Here is a 17504-nt window from a genome sequence, read left to right as displayed (position 1 = left end):
TATACTAGGGAGGAAACAAAAGACATGGAGCAATTGCGTAAGAGTGACCCGGCAGTATTGGAAGCAATGGGATTGGAACTGAAACGCCAGCGTGCGAATATCGAATTGATTGCTTCGGAGAACATTGTCAGCGAAGCGGTAATTGAGGCTATGGGCTCTGTACTGACGAACAAATATGCAGAAGGTTATCCAGGCAAACGTTACTACGGGGGCTGCGAGGATGTTGATATCGTCGAGAACCTGGCCCGTGACCGTGCGAAGCAGCTGTTTGGTGCAGATCATGTAAATGTGCAGCCGCACTCCGGCGCGCAGGCCAACATGGCGGTTTATCTGGCTGCCTTGAACCCGGGAGATACCGTGCTGGGCATGAATCTGGCGCACGGCGGCCATCTCACTCATGGCAGTCCTGTCAATGCCTCCGGCCTACTCTACAACTTTGTGGCCTATGGTGTGCAGGAAGACACCTTCCTGATTGACTATGATGAAGTGCGCAAGCTGGCCTTCAAACACCGTCCTAAGCTGATTGTGGCCGGAGCAAGTGCGTACCCGCGCACCATCGATTTTGCCGCGCTGGGTGCGATTGCGAATGATGTCGGTGCTTTGTTTATGGTCGATATGGCTCATATTGCCGGTCTGGTTGCTGCAGGCCTGCACCCAAGTCCGGTGCCGCATGCTCATTTCGTAACCACCACTACCCACAAAACCCTGCGCGGTCCACGCGGAGGCATGATTATGTGCAGACAGCCATGGGCTGCCGCCATCGACAAAGCCGTATTCCCCGGCTCTCAAGGCGGACCGTTGATGCACGTGATTGCTTCCAAGGCGGTATCCTTCGGTGAAGCGCTGCAGCCTTCCTTCAAGACCTACGCGGAGAATGTGATCAAGAATGCCAAGGTGCTGGCTGAGACGCTGATTGCAGAGGGCATTAACATTGTATCGGGCGGAACGGATAATCACCTGATGCTGCTGGATACCCGGAATTTGAACATCACCGGCAAGGATGCGGAGAAGGTGCTGGATTCTATCGGAATTACGGTCAACAAGAATGCCATTCCATTCGATCCGACCAGTCCTTTTGTTACCAGCGGCATCCGTATCGGAACTCCGGCGGTTACCTCGCGCGGGATGGATGAGCAGGCGATGGAAGAAATCGGCCGTATTATTGCCAATGTGCTTAAGAACCCTAAAGACGAAGCCAATCTTACAGAGGCTGGCCGCCAGGTAGCTGCACTCACAGGCCGTTTCCCGCTTTATCCTGAACTGAACTACTAAATTCGGGCTTCGCTTGATCGGTTTAATCTTCCGCTCTGTCCATATGTGGCCAGGGCGGATTTTTATATAAAGGCTAAATTAATGCTACATAATGTTCACAAATTTAGCAGCTGATCTAATGAAATTCGAATGAAATAATCATGAAAGTTCATGGATTTTTCATAAAATGTAGTGAAAAAAGTGTGAATAGTATCAAAAGCCGCAATGTGCACAAACTAATCCCTGTTTTAGGTCTAACGCTCCATTCGTCTAATTGGAGAACGGATTTGTGTAATAGGTGAAATGAGTCGCCCGGGATGATATAATAGACAGGATTTAGCCACTGAGCAGAGACAAAAGCGCTTTTACGCGGCTATAACCAAGACTGACAATTACCGGAGGGACAAGTTAAAATGGGAAAATTGGTGATTTGTGATCATCCTTTGATTCAGCACAAACTAACATTTATTCGCGATGTGCGGACCAACACGAAGGAATTCAGGGAGCATGTTGACGAAGTTGCTACTTTGATGGCTTATGAGATCACAAGAGATATTCCGCTGGAAACGATTACGGTACAGACACCTGTTGCCGAAACCGAAAGCAAAGTGATTTCTGGCAGAATGCTGGGTCTGATTCCGATTCTTCGCGCCGGATTGGGCATGCTTGAAGGTGTACTTAAGCTTCTGCCTGCCGCCAAGGTGGGACATGTGGGTCTGTTCCGTGACCCGGACACGCTGCAGCCTGTGGAATATTATATTAAGCTTCCTACCGATGTGCAGGAGCGTGAGCTGATTGTAATTGACCCGATGCTGGCAACCGGAGGCTCGGCCATTGCGGCGATTACTTCGCTGAAGAACCGTGGCTGCACCCAGATCAAGATGATGAACCTGATTGCTGCGCCTGAAGGTGTTGCTGCCGTACAGGCTGCTCACCCTGATGTGGATATCTATGTGGCTGCGCTGGACGATCATCTGAACGAGCATGGATACATTGTGCCTGGACTGGGTGACGCGGGCGACCGTTTGTACGGAACCAAATAATAACAGCTATATAATGGAAGCAAGAGGTATTTGGAACTATTTTCAGAGAGGGTAGGGGTTATGTCCAAAATTAAGGTAATGACGATCTTCGGAGTGCGCCCTGAGGCGATTAAGATGGCTCCCCTGGTTCTTGAGCTGAATAAGCATCCAGAACATATTGAATCCGTTGTGTGCGTAACAGCCCAGCACCGCGAGCTGCTGGATCAAGTGCTGGAAGTGTTCAAAATTACCCCGGACTACGATCTGGATGTGATGAAGGACCGCCAGACACTGAATGAAATTACGATTCGTGTGCTTGCAGGTCTGGAACCAGTGCTTCAAGAAGCGAAACCGGATATTGTGCTCGTCCATGGCGACACCTTGACCACATTCCTGGCCAGCTATGCTTCCTTCCTGCAGCAGATTCAGGTTGGGCATGTAGAAGCAGGTCTTCGGACCTGGAATAAATTATCCCCGTATCCAGAGGAGATGAACCGCCAGCTGACTGGTGTATTGGCTGATATTCATTTTGCTCCAACCGATTTGTCGGCAGGAAATCTGAGGCACGAGAACAAAAAAGAATCAAGTATTTATATCACAGGCAATACCGTAACCGATGTGTTTCAATATACCGTAAAGCCGGACTATCGGCATCCCGTTTTGGATTTTGCTTCAGGAAAAAGACTTATTTTGATGACGGCGCACCGCAGGGAATCACAAGGCGAACCGCACCGTCATATTTTCCGTGCTGTCAAAAGAATCGCTGATGAATTTGAAGATGTAGCCATAGTTTATCCTGTGCATCCGAGTCCGGCAGTAAAGGAACCGGCACATGAGATACTCGGCGGACACCCGAGAATCAAGTTGATTGAACCGCTGGATGTCGTGGACCTGCACAATTTTTATCCGCATACCCACCTGATTCTGACCGATTCCGGCGGCCTGCAGGAGGAAGCTCCCACTTTTGGGGTTCCTGTGCTTGTGCTGCGTGATACGACCGAGCGCCCGGAAGGAATAGAGGCCGGAACGCTGGAACTGGTAGGGACGGACGAGGAGAAGGTGTATCAACGGACACATGCTCTGCTGACAGATCAGGAACTCTATCAGTCCATGAGCCGGGCCGCCAACCCGTACGGAGATGGCAAAGCCTCTGAGAGGATTGTCAATGCGATTCTGCACCATTTTGGAGTGAATGAACAACGTCCGGAAGGGTTTCACACAATGTTCACACAAAATATTTTAAATGATTGAAACTGATATTCTGAATGGTTTGAAATCAACATACAGTGAAACTGTACGGTTTATATGGTTTTGCAAGGTTATGCTGTGATTATTTTCATCCTTTCAGAGGTTTTTGGGCAAAGTTCAATGAATTGACAAAGAGTCCGGAAATTCAGTAAAATTAGTTGGGATTGTAGCCATGAAGGATCAAAAAAACAAGGATAGCCTGGGAAGTACGGCGCTGGTCATTGGAGGTGCCGGAACCTTGCTTGCCGCTTACATAATTATGGGTTTTTTTGCGGCAAGATGGATGATGAACCGGCTGGACGGACCTACGTACTGGCTTGCCATCGGAACGATCAGCGGACTGGTTCTCGGCATAGTCAACGTGGCTTTTCTAATCAAAAAATTTTTGGGGGAGCAGAATGGATAATATGACTCCCATGATCACTGCTGTTACCAGATGGACCCTCGTTATTATAGCAGGGTTGATCATGGGCTGGGCACTCCATCATGAGACCCGAGCAGTTACTCTGGGTATGTCCTTGGGTATGGTGGCAGGATTGGCAAATTTCCGTTTTCTGGCCTTTAAGGTGCGGAAAGTAACAGAGGTAATAGCTAGCAACGAAGGAAGGGCCTTCAGCCTCGGTTTTGCCACAAGGATTAGTTTTGCGATTTTGGTTACCATGTTTTCAGTCAAGATCGAGCATTTTTCGCTGGCGGCAACCCTTACAGGCCTGTTCCTTCCACAGCTTCTCGCCATTCCTGCGGGAATATATCTGAGCATTAAGAACAAACTCTAGTCAGATTAACGTGAAAGGGGGGAGAAATTTATGCATGACATGCCGAAGATTATGCTCGGCGGAATACCGATTGATTTATCGGCGGTAATAATGCTCTTAATCAGTTGTACTGTGGTATTTGTTCTAGTTATGCTGCTGGTTCGCAATCTTTCGGTAGAGAATCCTTCCAAGCTGCAGAACTTTATGGAATGGGTTGTGGAATTTGTGCAGGGTCTTATTACCAGCACAATGACTCTTAAGCAAGGCAAGCCTTATCTGTCGCTTGGTATCACACTGATCCTGTTTATCTTTGTATCCAACCTTCTTGGGTTACCGTTCGCGGTGATTACAAAGGCGCATCATGAGGTAACCATATTTGGCCACGTAATTGAAGCAACGAGAAATATGATGCCGGGCGATCATGTTGAACTGTTATGGTACAAATCGCCAACAGCCGATATTAACGTTACAGCCGGACTGGCCATTGTCGTATTTATCCTGATGAACTATCTCGGGATCAAGAATAATACCAAACATTACTTCAAGCACTATATCGAGCCGTTTCCGATCTTTCTGCCGCTGAACATTATTGAGAACCTGTCGAAGCCGATAGCACTGGCCATTCGTTTGTTCGCCAATATTTTTGCGGGAGAAGTGCTGATTACCGTAATTCTGAAGCTAGGCGTGGCAAGTATACCGTTCCTGATGATCTGGCAGGGCTTTAGTATCTTTGTCGGAGCACTTCAAGCCTTTATTTTCACCATTCTGACGATGGTTTATATCGCGCAGATGACGATTCATGAAGAAGAAGCACATTAATGAACTTTCGTGAAGAGGGGTGGAGTACACCGGTAATCTTTTTGCGGGAGATATTGTATATCATTAAACATTAAATGAACCGAAATTAAAGGAGGATATTTACAAATGGAGTTTTTAGCAGCAGCAATCGCGGTAGGAATGGGCGCACTTGGCGCAGGTCTTGGTAATGGTATGATCGTTAGTAGAACGGTGGAATCCATCGCTCGACAACCGGAAGCCAAAAATGCTTTGCAGACCACAATGTTTATCGGTGTAGGTATCGTAGAGGTTGTTCCTTTGGCTGCAACAGTAATCGCCTTCCTGATCTTGTTTACTTAATAATAACTTGCGGTTTGGCGGGGACGGCCGATGCCATCCGCGCCTTACTTTTGTATACGTCCGCACGCCGCGGTAACGGAAGGGAGTGACCTCAGTGGAGATTATTTGGACAAACATGCTTTTTACAATTGTAGCCTTCGTGATTCTATATTTCCTGCTCAGCAAATTTGCATTCAGCAAATTGTTTGCCGTAATGGAGAAGCGCCGTGAGCTGGTCATGCAGCAGATGGATGAAGCTGCCAAGACCAGAGAGCAGGCGGTCGCTTACGTGGAAGAGCAGAAGCAGGCGCTGAACGATGCGCGCCAAGAAGCTCAGAAGATTATTCAACAGTCCCAGATCACCAGCAACCAGCAGATGGAGCGGACTCTGGAACAGGCTAGCCTGGAAGCCAAACGCGTGAAAGAGGAAGCCGTACGGGATATCAAGAACGAGAAGAACAAAGCCGTGGAAGAGCTGCGCAGCGAAATTGGCACAGCCTCTGTGCGTATTGCGTCCAAGCTGCTGAAGAAAGAAATCAGTGTGAGCGGTGAGCAGGAGCAGCTGGTGAACCAATACCTTAAAGAGGTAGGAGGCCGCTCATGAGCCGCGATACGGTAGTTGCCAAGCGTTACGCCAAAGCATTGTACAGTGCGGCAGTGGAGAAGGGCATTACCCTTGAAGTGGAAGAGCAGCTGAAGATGGTGGTCGAGGTGATTCATTCCGACCCTGAGGTGAAACGGTTCATTCTTGCGCCGCGCATTTCGGAATCCGACAAGCTGAACGTGCTCCGCACGGCGCTTCAGGATAAGCTGTCGCCGATCCTGATGAACATTGTGGAATTGCTGGTAGAGCGGGGCAGAACCGATATTTTTCCTGAGCTGCTGGATACGTATATCAAAATTGAAGGAGACGCTCTCGGCTTTGGCGATGCGAAAGTGTATTCCGTTTATCCTTTGAATGAAGAAGAGAAAGCTGCAGTAGCCGCAGAGTTCAGCCAGCTCGTGAACCGCAAGATTCGAGTGACGAATGAAGTGGACCCAAGCCTGCTGGGAGGATTGAAGGTGTACATCGGTGATACGCTGTACGACGGCAGTCTGGCAAGCAAGCTTGAACGTCTCGAGAAATCCTTTAATGATAAGCATAGAAGATAGGGGTGAGGGTATTGGGCATCAGACCTGAAGAGATCAGCACTTTGATCAAAAGTCAAATTGAGCAATATAAAACCGATATCGAAGTTGCCGAAGTCGGCACCGTCATTCAAGTCGGCGACGGTATCGCCCGTGTCTACGGTCTGGAAAACGCAATGGCAGGCGAATTGCTGGAGTTCTCCAACGGAGTAGTGGGTATGGCCCTCAATCTGGAGGAAAGCAATGTCGGTGTCGTTATTCTGGGTGAATACACGGCGATCCGCGAAGGCGATCAAGTTAAACGTACCGGGCAAATCATGCAGGTGCCGGTCGGCGAAGCACTCCTTGGACGCGTAGTGAATCCGCTCGGCATGCCGCTGGATGGCAAAGGCCCGATTGAAACTACGGAATTCCGTCCGGTTGAGAACAACGCACCGGGTGTTATAGACCGTAAATCGGTTCATGAGCCGATGCAGACCGGACTTAAAGCGATTGACGCCATGGTGCCAATCGGCCGCGGCCAACGCGAATTGATCATCGGTGACCGCCAGACGGGTAAAACCGCGATCGCAATCGATGCGATCATCAACCAAAAAGGCAATGGCATGAAATGTATCTATGTTGCCATTGGCCAGAAGCAATCCACTGTAGCACAGGTTGTGGAAACCTTGCGCCGCCACGGCGCGCTGGAGTACACGATCATTGTAACGGCATCGGCTTCCGAGCCATCGCCGCTGCTATACATTGCCCCATATGCAGGTTGTGCGATGGGCGAACACTTTATGTACAAGGGCGAGCATGTCCTGATTATCTATGATGACCTTTCGAAGCAAGCCTCCGCTTACCGCGAATTGTCCCTGCTGCTTCGCCGCCCACCGGGCCGGGAAGCCTTCCCTGGTGACGTCTTCTACCTGCACTCCCGTTTGCTGGAGCGTGCAGCCAAGCTGAGTGATGCGCTTGGTGGTGGATCATTAACCGCTCTGCCGTTTATCGAAACACAGGCCTCCGACGTATCGGCTTACATTCCTACGAACGTAATCTCGATTACAGACGGCCAGATTTTCCTTGAATCCGACCTGTTCTACTCCGGCCAACGTCCGGCGATCAACGTCGGTATCTCCGTATCCCGTGTAGGGGGATCCGCACAGATCAAGGCCATGAAGAAGGTTGCCGGCTCACTCCGTCTGGATTTGGCCCAATACCGCGAGCTTCAGGCGTTCTCCCAGTTCGGTTCCGACCTCGACAAGTCCACGCAAGCGCGTCTGAACCGTGGTGCCCGCACGATGGAAGTGCTGAAGCAAGGCGTCAACCAGCCATTGGCTGTTGAGCATCAGGTTATCAGCTTGTACACCGCCGTAAGAGGATATCTTGATGATATTCCGGTTAAGGATGTTAGACGTTTCGAGAAGGAGTTCCTAGCGTATATCGACAGCAGTGCTGCCGGTATCGTGCAGTCGATCACAGAGACCAAGGATTTGACCGCCGATAACGAAACTGCCCTGAAAGCCGCTATCGACACATTCAAAAGAGGCTTTGCAACCAGCTAACATAGATTTGTTTAATAGCTTACGAAGATAGCTTTGATTTGGGTCAAAGCTCAGTTGATGCTTACGAAGATAGCTTTGACCCCGGTCAAAGCTCAGTTGATGCTTACGAAGATAGCTTTGACTTCGTCAAAGCTCTAAGGTGGTGAAATCATGGCAAGAAGCATGCGTGATATTAAACGTCAAATTAAGAGCGTTCAGAACACCAGACAGATCACCAAAGCGATGGAGATGGTCGCCGCCTCCAAGCTGAGAAAAGCGCAGGAGAAAGCGATCGCCGCGCGTCCTTACTCGGAGAAGCTGAAAGAGGTCGTATCGAGCATTGCTGCCGGTACGGAAGGCATTCAGCATCCGATGCTGGTTAGCCGTCCTGTCAAAAGAACGGGTTATCTGATCGTCACCTCGGATAGAGGGCTTGCGGGAGGATACAACGCCAATATTCTGCGTAAGGTAACGATGCTGATCGCGGAGCGTCACCGCTCCCAAGACGAGTATTCCTTATTCGTTATCGGCCGTAAAGGCCGTGACTTCCTGCGCCGCCGTGAATATCCGATTGTGGAGGAAGTTACCGAGCTGTCCGATACGCCGAAATTCTCCGACATCAAGTCGATTGCCTATTCGGCGGTCAAGCAGTTTGAAACGGGCGTATTCGATGAACTGTATATCTGCTATAACCAGTTCGTCAATGCGATTACCCAGGTGCCAACCGTAGAACGCCTGCTGCCTATGGACGCAGTAGGAAGCTCCGAGCATCATGGTGCCAGTGCAGCCTATGAATACGAACCATCCCCAGAAGGGGTACTGGAAGTTCTGCTTCCCAAATACGCCGAGACTTTAATCTACAGCGCGATCCTGGACGGCAAAGCCAGTGAGCTGGGAGCTAAAATGACAGCGATGGGCAGTGCAACCAAAAATGCTTCCAAAATGATCGGGGAACTTAGACTTACGTACAACCGTGCCCGCCAGGCGGCCATTACGCAGGAAATTACCGAGATCGTGGCCGGAGCAAACGCGCAGTCTTAAACTAAGCCAGGTATGGGCTAAACGCCTGACTTGCCTTATTCTCTATGGGAAACGGGTGCCGATCCTAAGCGGACGGCACTGGCGTTTCTTCTTAATGTAACAGCTCTCAAGGAGGGAAACAAAGATGAACAAAGGACGCGTTGTAAGCATTATGGGTCCGGTTGTCGATATTGAATTTGAACGCGGCCAGCTGCCCGAGATATTCAACGCTATCAAAATTGAAACCAGCTTGGATAACGGCCGCAAGATTGATCTGACTCTTGAGGTTTCAAATCACCTGGGGGACAACCTGGTACGTTGTATTGCCATGTCCTCCACGGATGGACTTGTTCGCGGTCTGGATGCTCTTGACCAGGGCGGACCGATCTCGGTTCCGGTTGGCGAAGCAACACTTGGACGGGTATTTAATGTACTTGGCAATCCAATTGATAACGGTGCAGAAATCGTCGCTGTGCAGAGAAATCCGATCCACCGTTTGGCTCCGACATTTGATGAATTGTCCACCCAAGCAGAGATTCTCGAAACCGGCATTAAGGTTATCGATTTGCTGGCTCCTTATGCCAAAGGCGGTAAGGTAGGTCTGTTCGGCGGTGCCGGTGTAGGCAAAACCGTAACGATCCAGGAACTGATCAACAACATCGCGCAAGAGCACGGCGGGATTTCCGTATTCGCAGGTGTGGGTGAGCGTACCCGTGAAGGTAACGACCTTTATCATGAAATGACGGAATCTGGCGTTATTAAGAAAACGGCGATGGTCTTCGGACAAATGAACGAGCCGCCCGGCGCGCGTCTGCGCGTAGCATTGACCGGTCTGACCATGGCGGAATATTTCCGTGATGTGGAAGGCCGCGATACGCTGCTCTTTATCGATAATATATTCCGCTTTACCCAAGCGGGTTCCGAAGTATCGGCCCTGCTAGGCCGGATGCCTTCCGCCGTAGGTTACCAGCCTACACTGGCTACAGAAATGGGTCAGCTGCAGGAGCGGATTACTTCCACCAAAAAAGGTTCAGTTACTTCCATTCAGGCGATTTACGTTCCTGCGGATGACTATACTGACCCTGCACCGGCAACTGCATTTGCCCACTTGGATGCGACGACCAACCTTGAGCGTAAGATTTCCGAGAAGGGTATCTTCCCGGCTGTGGATCCGCTGGCTTCCAGCTCGCGTCTCCTGGCTCCGGAAATTGTGGGTGAGGAGCATTACAATGTGGCGCAGGGCGTTAAGCAGCTGCTGCAGCGTTATACCGAGCTTCAGGACATCATTGCTATCCTGGGTATGGATGAGCTAAGTGAAGAAGATAAGGTGATTGTAGCCCGTGCGCGTAAGGTTGAACGCTTCCTGTCCCAGCCATTCCACGTGGCTGAGCAGTTTACCGGCTTCAAGGGCAAATACGTGCCGATCAAGGAAACCGTACGCAGCTTCAAGGAAATTCTGGATGGCAAACATGATGATCTTCCGGAAGTGGCGTTCCTGTTCGTAGGCACGATTGAAGAAGCGGTTGAAAAAGCGAAAACTTTGTAACCCTGTGCTTTAGCTAATGCTTTCGATGCGAGGGCTGCATCGTGAAGCTTTGAGGAGGAATGGAAGTGAACACCTTTTTATTGGAAATTGTCACGCCTGAGCGTCTCGTGTACTCCAAACAGGTCAGCAGTTTGACCGTACGCGGTGTCGACGGTGAGCTAGGCATTTTGCCGGGACACATTCCGCTTGTAACTCCACTTCAGGTTGCTCCGTTGTCCGTAAAAGCGGACGGTGCTACGATCTCCATCGCTGTTCACGGCGGTTTCGTTGAGGTGCACAAAGATAAGGTAACCGTGCTGGCAGAAAGTGCCGAGCTGCCGAAGGATATCGACATCGAACGCGCCGAAGCTTCCAAGGAACGGGCCCAGCGCCGTCTTCAGTTACGCAGCAATCAGGATGAGATTGATCACCGCCGTGCGGAGCTTGCTCTGCAGCGTGCGGTTACACGGATCAAAGTGTCCACTGGTAAAGGACAACAGTAGTGTCATCGCGGTCAAGCCCCAGGGCTTGGCCTTTTTTTTGGAATATAAGTAACTATAGGTAGGTTTCACCTAATTCTGTATCCTTCTAGCTCTAAAAAAAGTGAACATCTAGTGATTTAAACCTATTGCAGATTAATATTGTTCAAATTTTCTGAAAATGACTGGATTCTTTTGGCGTACGCAAGTATGATATAAGAGTCGATTTCCGAGTACTGTACACACAGGAGGTTAACATGGATAAAGTGTTCACACATGGGATGTCCAGTGTGGTCGGCATCAGTGGCATGGTATCAATGATCATCTCTTTATTAAGCGTTGCAATATCTTGGTGGGCTTTGCAGAACCTTAAGCTTGATTTGGTCATAAGATATCCCAAGAGTCCACAAGGGCGTCTGTTGCATTTGCTGCTGGCGATTGTCCTCGGCCACTTCGTGGCTGGTTTTCTGCTGGATTACCTTAACTGGAGCGGGATGATCAACAGTATGTTTTAATCTCTGGGACTTTGGTTATATCTGTCATAGGCCAAGGTCACTCTAAAGGTGTCGAATAATAAGGTTTTATTATGTCAACACTTATGTTTAACGGACTTGTCCTGAATTGTATTGACGGAATTTGTATTTTTTTAGAAAATTATAGCTGTCCTTGAACATTCAAATTCGAGAAATAATGGACGCGGAGGGAAACCGAAAATGAGCAAATTTATCGTCCGCGGTGGCAACAGATTGACCGGGAGCGTGAAAGTAAGCGGCGCAAAAAATTCCGTACTACCGATCATAGCCGCCTCTCTACTGGCTGAAGAAGGAGTTAGCGTCATTGTGGACGCACCTCCGCTTGATGATGTAATGACGATTAGCAAGATGCTGGAGTCTCTGGGAGCAGGGATTACATACCAGAATGATATTATCGAGGTCGATGCCACAAACATAACCTCCAGCGAAGCACCTTATGAATGGGTGCGGAAGATGCGCGCCTCTTTTTTAGTCATGGGTCCACTGTTGTCCCGTTTAGGTCACACCCGTATTTCCTTGCCAGGCGGCTGTGCCATTGGCACCAGACCGATTGATCAGCACTTGAAGGGATTTGAGGCACTGGGAGCAGAGATCAGTCTCGGCCAGGGCTACATTGAAGCGAAAAGCAACGGCCGTCTACGTGGCGCCAGAGTCTATCTGGATGTGGCGAGCGTAGGTGCGACCGAAAATATAATGATGGCGGCAACCCTTGCCGAGGGCACTACAGTTATCGAGAATGCAGCAAAGGAACCCGAAATTGTCGATCTCGCCAATTACCTGAACGGAATGGGCGCTATCGTCCGCGGCGCAGGCACCGGCGAGATTCGGATTGAAGGCGTGGAACGTCTGCACGGCGTGAAGCATCATGTGATTGCCGACCGCATTGAAGCCGGAACCTATATGGTAGCCGCAGCTATTACAGGCGGAGATGTCTATGTGGAGGGTGCGATTGCCGATCATCTTGGTCCTGTCATTGCCAAGATGGAAGAGATGGGAGTTACGATTATCCCGGATGAGAACGGCATTCGTGTCATCAGCGACAAGCCGCTGAAGGCTGTGGATATCAAAACCTTGCCTTACCCTGGCTTCCCGACAGATATGCAGTCACAGATGATGGCGTTGCTGCTTCGTTCGGAAGGCACCAGCGTAGTTACCGAAACGGTGTTTGAGAACCGCTTCATGCATGTGGATGAATTCCACAACATGAATGCAGAGATCAAGATTGAAGGCCGCTCTTCGATCGTAACCGGCAATGCGAAGCTGGTTGGCGCCAAAGTATGCGCTACTGACTTGCGTGCAGGAGCTGCTCTTATTCTGGCAGGCCTTGTGGCCGAAGGCACTACAGAAGTTACCGGAACGCATCATATTGATCGCGGTTATGTGCATTTGGCGGAGAAGCTGTCAGGACTTGGTGCAGACATCTGGCGGATTTCGCAGGAAGAAACAGTTGTATCACCGGCGAAGGAAGAAGCCGTCAAGGCTGAGCCTGTCTCCAGTGAGTCGTACAGGAATGAAGAAGTGAAACCTCGTTTCCAGGTTCAACCTACCTGGGTATAAGATCCTAAAGAAATTGCCGGACTGCTTCATGCAGCCCGGTTTTTTTTGTAAATATAAGTTACTACTTAGAACCCCCTTGTGTTCCTTGTGTTACTCGTCCGAGCCTGTCATACCACACCGCGCGACAAGGAGGCTAAGCATAACAAAGGAAGGCTGTCGCCGGTAATCAGCGATTAACTTTCAGACTATTAACGGACCCAGGAGCCCCTATTCAAGCCGAACCCACTAGTTAAGGCCTGTTTTTCCGATATAGAGGCTATGCGGTCCGTTACATTCCAAACCAGCGCAGAAATGAGGAAATAGGAGCTATACGGTCTGTTAGGACGTGTGTTACCTGAAGTGCGGGTGAGGGAGGGTTTGGATTACGGTAGTGCGATCCTAACCTTCGCAAGTAAACCTTCTATATCCTCGCAGGGTCCTAAGTAGTAACAAATATAAGAACTTATATGTTCCACACCATAAATTGCCCTTCTATTTATCGCTGCAATGGATACCGCCTCTTCCAGAGGACGGCGAAGCCGTTTTTACTTGTTATATGGCACTGCGGGCTGTCCCTTTCTCTCAATTCTGTGTTCTAGCAGATGATCTGAAATCATATTATTAAGAATCATCAGTGACTGACGGGAGGAGACATAGAGATGAAAGAGTTCCGCTATCGTAAGCGTAACAAGAACGCGCGCATGCTGTCGCGCGCGGCTTACGCCAGGCTGCGGCGGCTGGCACCCGCCGCCTGGCTCGCAGCGCCCCTCTTGGCGGCGCTGCTGCTGCCCCTGGCCGTTGTCCCGCAGCGCGAGGGACAACACCCGGCGCCCGCGCCAGAGGCTGTGCCTGCGGCCACAGCCCCTCCGGCGGCGCCGGGTCCGGCTCCGGCTGAGGCGCCGCCGCAGCCGGACGTGTCCGTCTATTTGTCGCGCAGCGGACAAATAGAGACCCTGCCGCTGGAGGACTACGTCAGCGGCGTGCTGGCGGCCGAGATGCCGGCGGACTTTGAGCTCGAAGCGCTCAAAGCCCAGGCCGTAGCGGCCCGCACGTTCATTGTGCGCCGCCTGCAGGCCGGTGACCACAGCGGGGTCCCCGTTCCCGAGGCCGATGTGACCGATACGGTAAGCCATCAGGCTTACGTATCGGCGGACACGCTGGAACGGGAGTGGGCCGGCGGCGGGCGCAGCGCCGCACGGGCCAAGCTGCGCCGCGCGGTCCTGGAGACGCGCGGTGTGGTGATGACCTACAAGGGCCAGCCGATCACGGCGTCCTTTTTCGCCTCCAGCGGGGGCTATACCGAGAATTCGGAAGAATACTGGAGCGCCGCTGTACCCTATCTGCGCAGCGTAACCAGCCCGTGGGAGAAGGAGATCACACCAAATTATGCGGTGACCTATACATTTACCAATGATGAGCTGGCAAGCAGACTGGGTCTTGGCGGCCAGGCCGTTTCAGCTTCTAGGGATACAGCAGGTCCGATACGGGCCAAGCCCGTCTCGTCCTCTTCCAAGCTTCAGATCAAGGTAATCTCTCATACAACGGGTCACCGCGTTAAGGAGATCTCGATTGGCGGCCAGCGGTTTACCGGACGGGAGGTGCGCGAGAAGCTTGGCCTGCGTTCCAGTCAGTTCACCTGGAAGCAGGAGGGCAGCCGTAATCTCATTACTTCCTATGGAAACGGGCATGGGGTAGGCATGAGCCAGTGGGGGGCAAACGGGATGGCCCGTGAAGGAAGTACCGCCACTCAGATTCTCAAACACTATTACAGCGGGATCTCCTTCACCCAAGTCTCAACTCTTCTGAAAAAATAAGTTGCAAGATACGTATAAAAGCGAAGCGCCCGGTAACACTGGTTACTGAGGTGATAAACTATGAATGAACAAGACAAAAACAAACCAAACCATGATGAATCTCTCAAAAACAAGCAGGGAGATTCAGGCGCGAAGCCTTCTTCATGGAACAGAATTTTCTCCAAACGGTGGGTATTCCCGGCAGTGTACACGGCGGCAGCGGCAATTATACTAACCTTGGTGTGGGTCTACCAGGATGCCGGAACCAAGCCGCTTAACACAGACACTGCAGCCGTCGCACCACAGAACGGAACCGCCAATGAAGCAGCCGGCGCGCAGACCGGGCCGGATGCTCTGGAAGTGGTAGCTTCAGCGGAAAGCCTGGTCTGGCCGGTAGCCAATCCAGCGGAAGTGGAAGTCGTCAAGCCGTACTATGATGAGAACGGAACGGAAGACAATCATGTTGCAGCGATGGTGCAATACAACGACAAATTTATTCCCAATGTCGGCATTGATATTGCCCGTGAAGACAACAAGCCCTTTGATGTAAAAGCAGCGCTCAGCGGTGAGGTCACACGGGTGGAGCAGGACGCGACCATCTTCGGTACCGTCGTGGAGATTACCCATCAGGGCAATCTGAAGACTGTGTATCAGAGCCTTGGCGAGGTTAAGGTCAAGCAAGGTGATGTGGTGAAGCAGGGGGACACGCTTGCCGCCGCAGGCCGCAGTGAAATTGAGAAGAATCTTGGCAACCATGTACATTTTGAAGTGTATGAGGATGGCGAAGTGGTCAATCCAACGGATTTACTGCCGCAGCGCTAAGCAGATCATAAAGAGAGCAGGGGGCAAAAGCCTCCTGCTTTTTTTGCGCAATATAAGAATTTATAGGTTTCACGCCATAATTTATCCTTCTATTTCTCGCAGAAACGGATACCGCTTCTTCCAGAGAGCGGCGAAGCCGTTTCTACTTGGAATGGAGGGACTTCAAGCCCCTTTTTAAGGTTGTCCTTTAAATAAAATGAGCCTCCCCCAGCTTGTCATGTCCTGAAAGCGCGAATATATAGGCCCGCCCCTCATATAATGTACCAAACTATCCTCAGTTGGGAGGCGGGAGCGTGCACGATTACATCAAGGAACGTACGATCAAGATCGGACGCTGCATCGTGGAAACCAGGCATACGGTCCGGACTATAGCCAAGGAATTTGGCGTATCAAAAAGCACGGTGCATAAGGATTTAACAGAACGTTTGCCGGAGATTAACCCTGATCTGGCCGATCAGGTGAAGCACATTCTCGAATATCACAAGTCAATTCGTCATCTTCGGGGGGGAGAAGCCACAAAAATTAAATATAAAAAAACAACGGGAAAAAAGCGTGAAGTTTCAGTAGCGGCAAAGCCATAACATTTTCGGAAATTGACGGTCTTTTCAGCTTTAATACATTGTATAATTCCCCTAAAGTATGGTATTTTTAAATTTGGCATGAACTGCGGACATTATTTAAAATAACACTTTGGGGGCTCTTTCATTATGCTTAGCAAGGATATCGGAATCGATCTCGGCACGGCCAATGTGCTCATTCACGTTAAAGGAAGGGGAGTCGTTCTGGATGAACCTTCCGTGGTCACACTTGAAAGTGATACGAAGCGAGTCCTTGCGGTGGGAGAGCAGGCACGCCGGATGGTGGGGCGTACACCCGGCAATATCATAACGATCCGTCCTTTGCGGGACGGCGTCATTGCAGATTTTGAGATTACGGAAACGATGCTGAAATATTTTCTCGATCGTGTTGGCGGCCGCACCTGGTACTCAAGGCCCCGTATTCTGATATGCGCTCCTACGAATATCACTTCTGTAGAACAGAAGTCTATCCGGGAAGCGGCAGAACGCAGCGGGGCCAAGGAAGTGTTTATGGAGGAAGAGCCTAAGGCCGCAGCGATCGGTGCAGGTATGGATATATATCAGCCGAGCGGGAATATGGTCGTCGATATTGGCGGCGGAACGACGGATGTGGCCGTGCTTTCTATGGGCGACGTCGTTACCGCCTCTTCCATTAAAGTCGCGGGGAACAAGTTCGACGAGGCCATTTTACGATACATTAAACAGAAATATAAATTATTGATCGGTGAGCGTACGGCAGAGGATATCAAGGTTATGATCGGTACGGTTCGTCCTAGCGGCATGCAGGCAGAGATGGATATTCGTGGTCGTGGAATGGTAAGCGGACTTCCCCAGACGCTTACAATTACAGCGGGCGAAGTGAAAGAAGCCTTATGGGAACCGGTGTCCTCCATTGTGGCTGCAGCCAAATCGGTGCTGGAGCGTACGCCGCCGGAGCTGTCTGCGGATATTATTGACCGTGGTGTTGTACTCACTGGTGGAGGTGCGCTGCTTAACGGGCTGGACGAGCTGCTCTCAGAGGAGCTTCATGTGCCCGTGTGGATCGCGGAGGACCCGATGCATTGTGTGGTTAAAGGAACCGGCATCATGCTGGATCATTTAGACAAGGTTGTTAAGAAAAAATTCTGATCCGCCGATATGATATATAGGATAGTAGAATTTGTGGGAAGGGG

The 17504-nt window shown here is 50.6% G+C and carries 19 protein-coding genes; all 19 read left to right on the top strand.

What is annotated here, in order from left to right; all coding sequences use genetic code 11:
* The first annotated feature begins 24 nt into the window (after positions 1 to 24).
* Entirely contained in the window at positions 25 to 1272 is a 1248-nt protein-coding gene (locus B9T62_RS29455; RefSeq protein WP_087918509.1) for a serine hydroxymethyltransferase, read from the top strand.
* A 392-nt stretch (positions 1273 to 1664) separates the two neighbouring features.
* A complete protein-coding gene (upp, locus tag B9T62_RS29450; RefSeq protein WP_087918508.1) occupies positions 1665 to 2294 on the top strand; it encodes a uracil phosphoribosyltransferase in 630 nt (209 codons plus the stop codon).
* A gap of 60 nt (positions 2295 to 2354) precedes the next feature.
* Complete coding sequence (gene wecB, locus B9T62_RS29445; protein WP_087918507.1) at positions 2355 to 3524, top strand: non-hydrolyzing UDP-N-acetylglucosamine 2-epimerase; 1170 nt, start codon at positions 2355 to 2357, stop codon at positions 3522 to 3524.
* A gap of 169 nt (positions 3525 to 3693) precedes the next feature.
* Positions 3694 to 3927, top strand: a complete 234-nt coding sequence (locus B9T62_RS29440; protein WP_087918506.1) for an ATPase F0F1 — start codon at positions 3694 to 3696, stop codon at positions 3925 to 3927.
* Entirely contained in the window at positions 3920 to 4297 is a 378-nt protein-coding gene (locus B9T62_RS29435; protein ID WP_087918505.1) for an ATP synthase subunit I, read from the top strand. The genes B9T62_RS29440 and B9T62_RS29435 overlap by 8 nt, the downstream gene beginning before the upstream one ends.
* Before the next feature lie 30 nt (positions 4298 to 4327).
* Positions 4328 to 5095, top strand: a complete 768-nt coding sequence (atpB, locus tag B9T62_RS29430) for a F0F1 ATP synthase subunit A (RefSeq protein ID WP_087918504.1) — start codon at positions 4328 to 4330, stop codon at positions 5093 to 5095.
* A gap of 105 nt (positions 5096 to 5200) precedes the next feature.
* Entirely contained in the window at positions 5201 to 5413 is a 213-nt protein-coding gene (gene atpE, locus B9T62_RS29425) for a F0F1 ATP synthase subunit C (RefSeq protein WP_087918503.1), read from the top strand.
* 94 nt (positions 5414 to 5507) lie between these two features.
* Positions 5508 to 5996 carry a F0F1 ATP synthase subunit B gene (atpF, locus tag B9T62_RS29420; protein WP_087918502.1) on the top strand — a complete coding sequence of 163 codons (489 nt, stop codon included), beginning with the start codon at positions 5508 to 5510 and terminating at the stop codon, positions 5994 to 5996.
* Complete coding sequence (locus tag B9T62_RS29415; RefSeq protein WP_087918501.1) at positions 5993 to 6544, top strand: F0F1 ATP synthase subunit delta; 552 nt, start codon at positions 5993 to 5995, stop codon at positions 6542 to 6544. The genes atpF and B9T62_RS29415 overlap by 4 nt, the downstream gene beginning before the upstream one ends.
* A gap of 11 nt (positions 6545 to 6555) precedes the next feature.
* Positions 6556 to 8067 (top strand): F0F1 ATP synthase subunit alpha, encoded by a 1512-nt coding sequence (gene atpA / locus B9T62_RS29410; RefSeq protein WP_087918500.1) that lies wholly within the window; start codon positions 6556 to 6558, stop codon positions 8065 to 8067.
* A 150-nt stretch (positions 8068 to 8217) separates the two neighbouring features.
* A complete protein-coding gene (atpG, locus tag B9T62_RS29405) occupies positions 8218 to 9087 on the top strand; it encodes an ATP synthase F1 subunit gamma (protein WP_087918499.1) in 870 nt (289 codons plus the stop codon).
* 124 nt (positions 9088 to 9211) lie between these two features.
* Positions 9212 to 10612, top strand: coding sequence for a F0F1 ATP synthase subunit beta (atpD, locus tag B9T62_RS29400; RefSeq protein ID WP_087918498.1), 1401 nt, complete (start codon positions 9212 to 9214; stop codon positions 10610 to 10612).
* A gap of 65 nt (positions 10613 to 10677) precedes the next feature.
* Positions 10678 to 11094, top strand: coding sequence for a F0F1 ATP synthase subunit epsilon (locus B9T62_RS29395; protein WP_087920474.1), 417 nt, complete (start codon positions 10678 to 10680; stop codon positions 11092 to 11094).
* A gap of 233 nt (positions 11095 to 11327) precedes the next feature.
* Positions 11328 to 11585: a DUF1146 family protein gene (locus B9T62_RS29390; RefSeq protein WP_087918497.1), complete on the top strand. Its 258-nt coding sequence runs from the start codon at positions 11328 to 11330 to the stop codon at positions 11583 to 11585.
* Positions 11586 to 11783: 198 nt separating this feature from the next.
* On the top strand, positions 11784 to 13160 hold the full coding sequence (gene murA / locus B9T62_RS29385; protein WP_087918496.1) for a UDP-N-acetylglucosamine 1-carboxyvinyltransferase: 1377 nt from the start codon (positions 11784 to 11786) through the stop codon (positions 13158 to 13160).
* Positions 13161 to 13798: 638 nt separating this feature from the next.
* Complete coding sequence (spoIID, locus tag B9T62_RS29380) at positions 13799 to 14953, top strand: stage II sporulation protein D (RefSeq protein WP_087918495.1); 1155 nt, start codon at positions 13799 to 13801, stop codon at positions 14951 to 14953.
* A 60-nt stretch (positions 14954 to 15013) separates the two neighbouring features.
* Positions 15014 to 15754, top strand: a complete 741-nt coding sequence (locus tag B9T62_RS29375; protein ID WP_087918494.1) for a M23 family metallopeptidase — start codon at positions 15014 to 15016, stop codon at positions 15752 to 15754.
* 293 nt (positions 15755 to 16047) lie between these two features.
* The gene (gene spoIIID / locus B9T62_RS29370; protein WP_087918493.1) at positions 16048 to 16335 is read left to right on the top strand and encodes a sporulation transcriptional regulator SpoIIID; all 288 of its coding nucleotides are present in this window, start codon (positions 16048 to 16050) and stop codon (positions 16333 to 16335) included.
* Between the two features lie 126 nt (positions 16336 to 16461).
* Entirely contained in the window at positions 16462 to 17460 is a 999-nt protein-coding gene (gene mreB / locus B9T62_RS29365) for a rod shape-determining protein (protein WP_087918492.1), read from the top strand.
* Positions 17461 to 17504 lie beyond the last annotated feature (44 nt).

Source organism: Paenibacillus donghaensis, from assembly GCF_002192415.1.
Classification (GTDB): domain Bacteria; phylum Bacillota; class Bacilli; order Paenibacillales; family Paenibacillaceae; genus Paenibacillus_AQ; species Paenibacillus_AQ donghaensis.
This window is presented reverse-complemented; position numbering and strand designations above follow the sequence as displayed.

Bases quoted from the DNA above. Each gene is read 5' to 3' on its own strand.
- B9T62_RS29455 (WP_087918509.1), top strand. From the start codon at position 25: ATGGAGCAATTGCGTAAGAGTGACCCGGCAGTATTGGAAGCAATGGGA.
- upp (WP_087918508.1), top strand. From the start codon at position 1,665: ATGGGAAAATTGGTGATTTGTGATCATCCTTTGATTCAGCACAAACTA.
- wecB (WP_087918507.1), top strand. From the start codon at position 2,355: ATGTCCAAAATTAAGGTAATGACGATCTTCGGAGTGCGCCCTGAGGCG.
- B9T62_RS29440 (WP_087918506.1), top strand. From the start codon at position 3,694: ATGAAGGATCAAAAAAACAAGGATAGCCTGGGAAGTACGGCGCTGGTC.
- B9T62_RS29435 (WP_087918505.1), top strand. From the start codon at position 3,920: ATGGATAATATGACTCCCATGATCACTGCTGTTACCAGATGGACCCTC.
- atpB (WP_087918504.1), top strand. From the start codon at position 4,328: ATGCATGACATGCCGAAGATTATGCTCGGCGGAATACCGATTGATTTA.
- atpE (WP_087918503.1), top strand. From the start codon at position 5,201: ATGGAGTTTTTAGCAGCAGCAATCGCGGTAGGAATGGGCGCACTTGGC.
- B9T62_RS29415 (WP_087918501.1), top strand. From the start codon at position 5,993: ATGAGCCGCGATACGGTAGTTGCCAAGCGTTACGCCAAAGCATTGTAC.
- atpG (WP_087918499.1), top strand. From the start codon at position 8,218: ATGGCAAGAAGCATGCGTGATATTAAACGTCAAATTAAGAGCGTTCAG.
- atpD (WP_087918498.1), top strand. From the start codon at position 9,212: ATGAACAAAGGACGCGTTGTAAGCATTATGGGTCCGGTTGTCGATATT.
- B9T62_RS29390 (WP_087918497.1), top strand. From the start codon at position 11,328: ATGGATAAAGTGTTCACACATGGGATGTCCAGTGTGGTCGGCATCAGT.
- murA (WP_087918496.1), top strand. From the start codon at position 11,784: ATGAGCAAATTTATCGTCCGCGGTGGCAACAGATTGACCGGGAGCGTG.
- spoIID (WP_087918495.1), top strand. From the start codon at position 13,799: ATGAAAGAGTTCCGCTATCGTAAGCGTAACAAGAACGCGCGCATGCTG.
- B9T62_RS29375 (WP_087918494.1), top strand. From the start codon at position 15,014: ATGAATGAACAAGACAAAAACAAACCAAACCATGATGAATCTCTCAAA.
- mreB (WP_087918492.1), top strand. From the start codon at position 16,462: ATGCTTAGCAAGGATATCGGAATCGATCTCGGCACGGCCAATGTGCTC.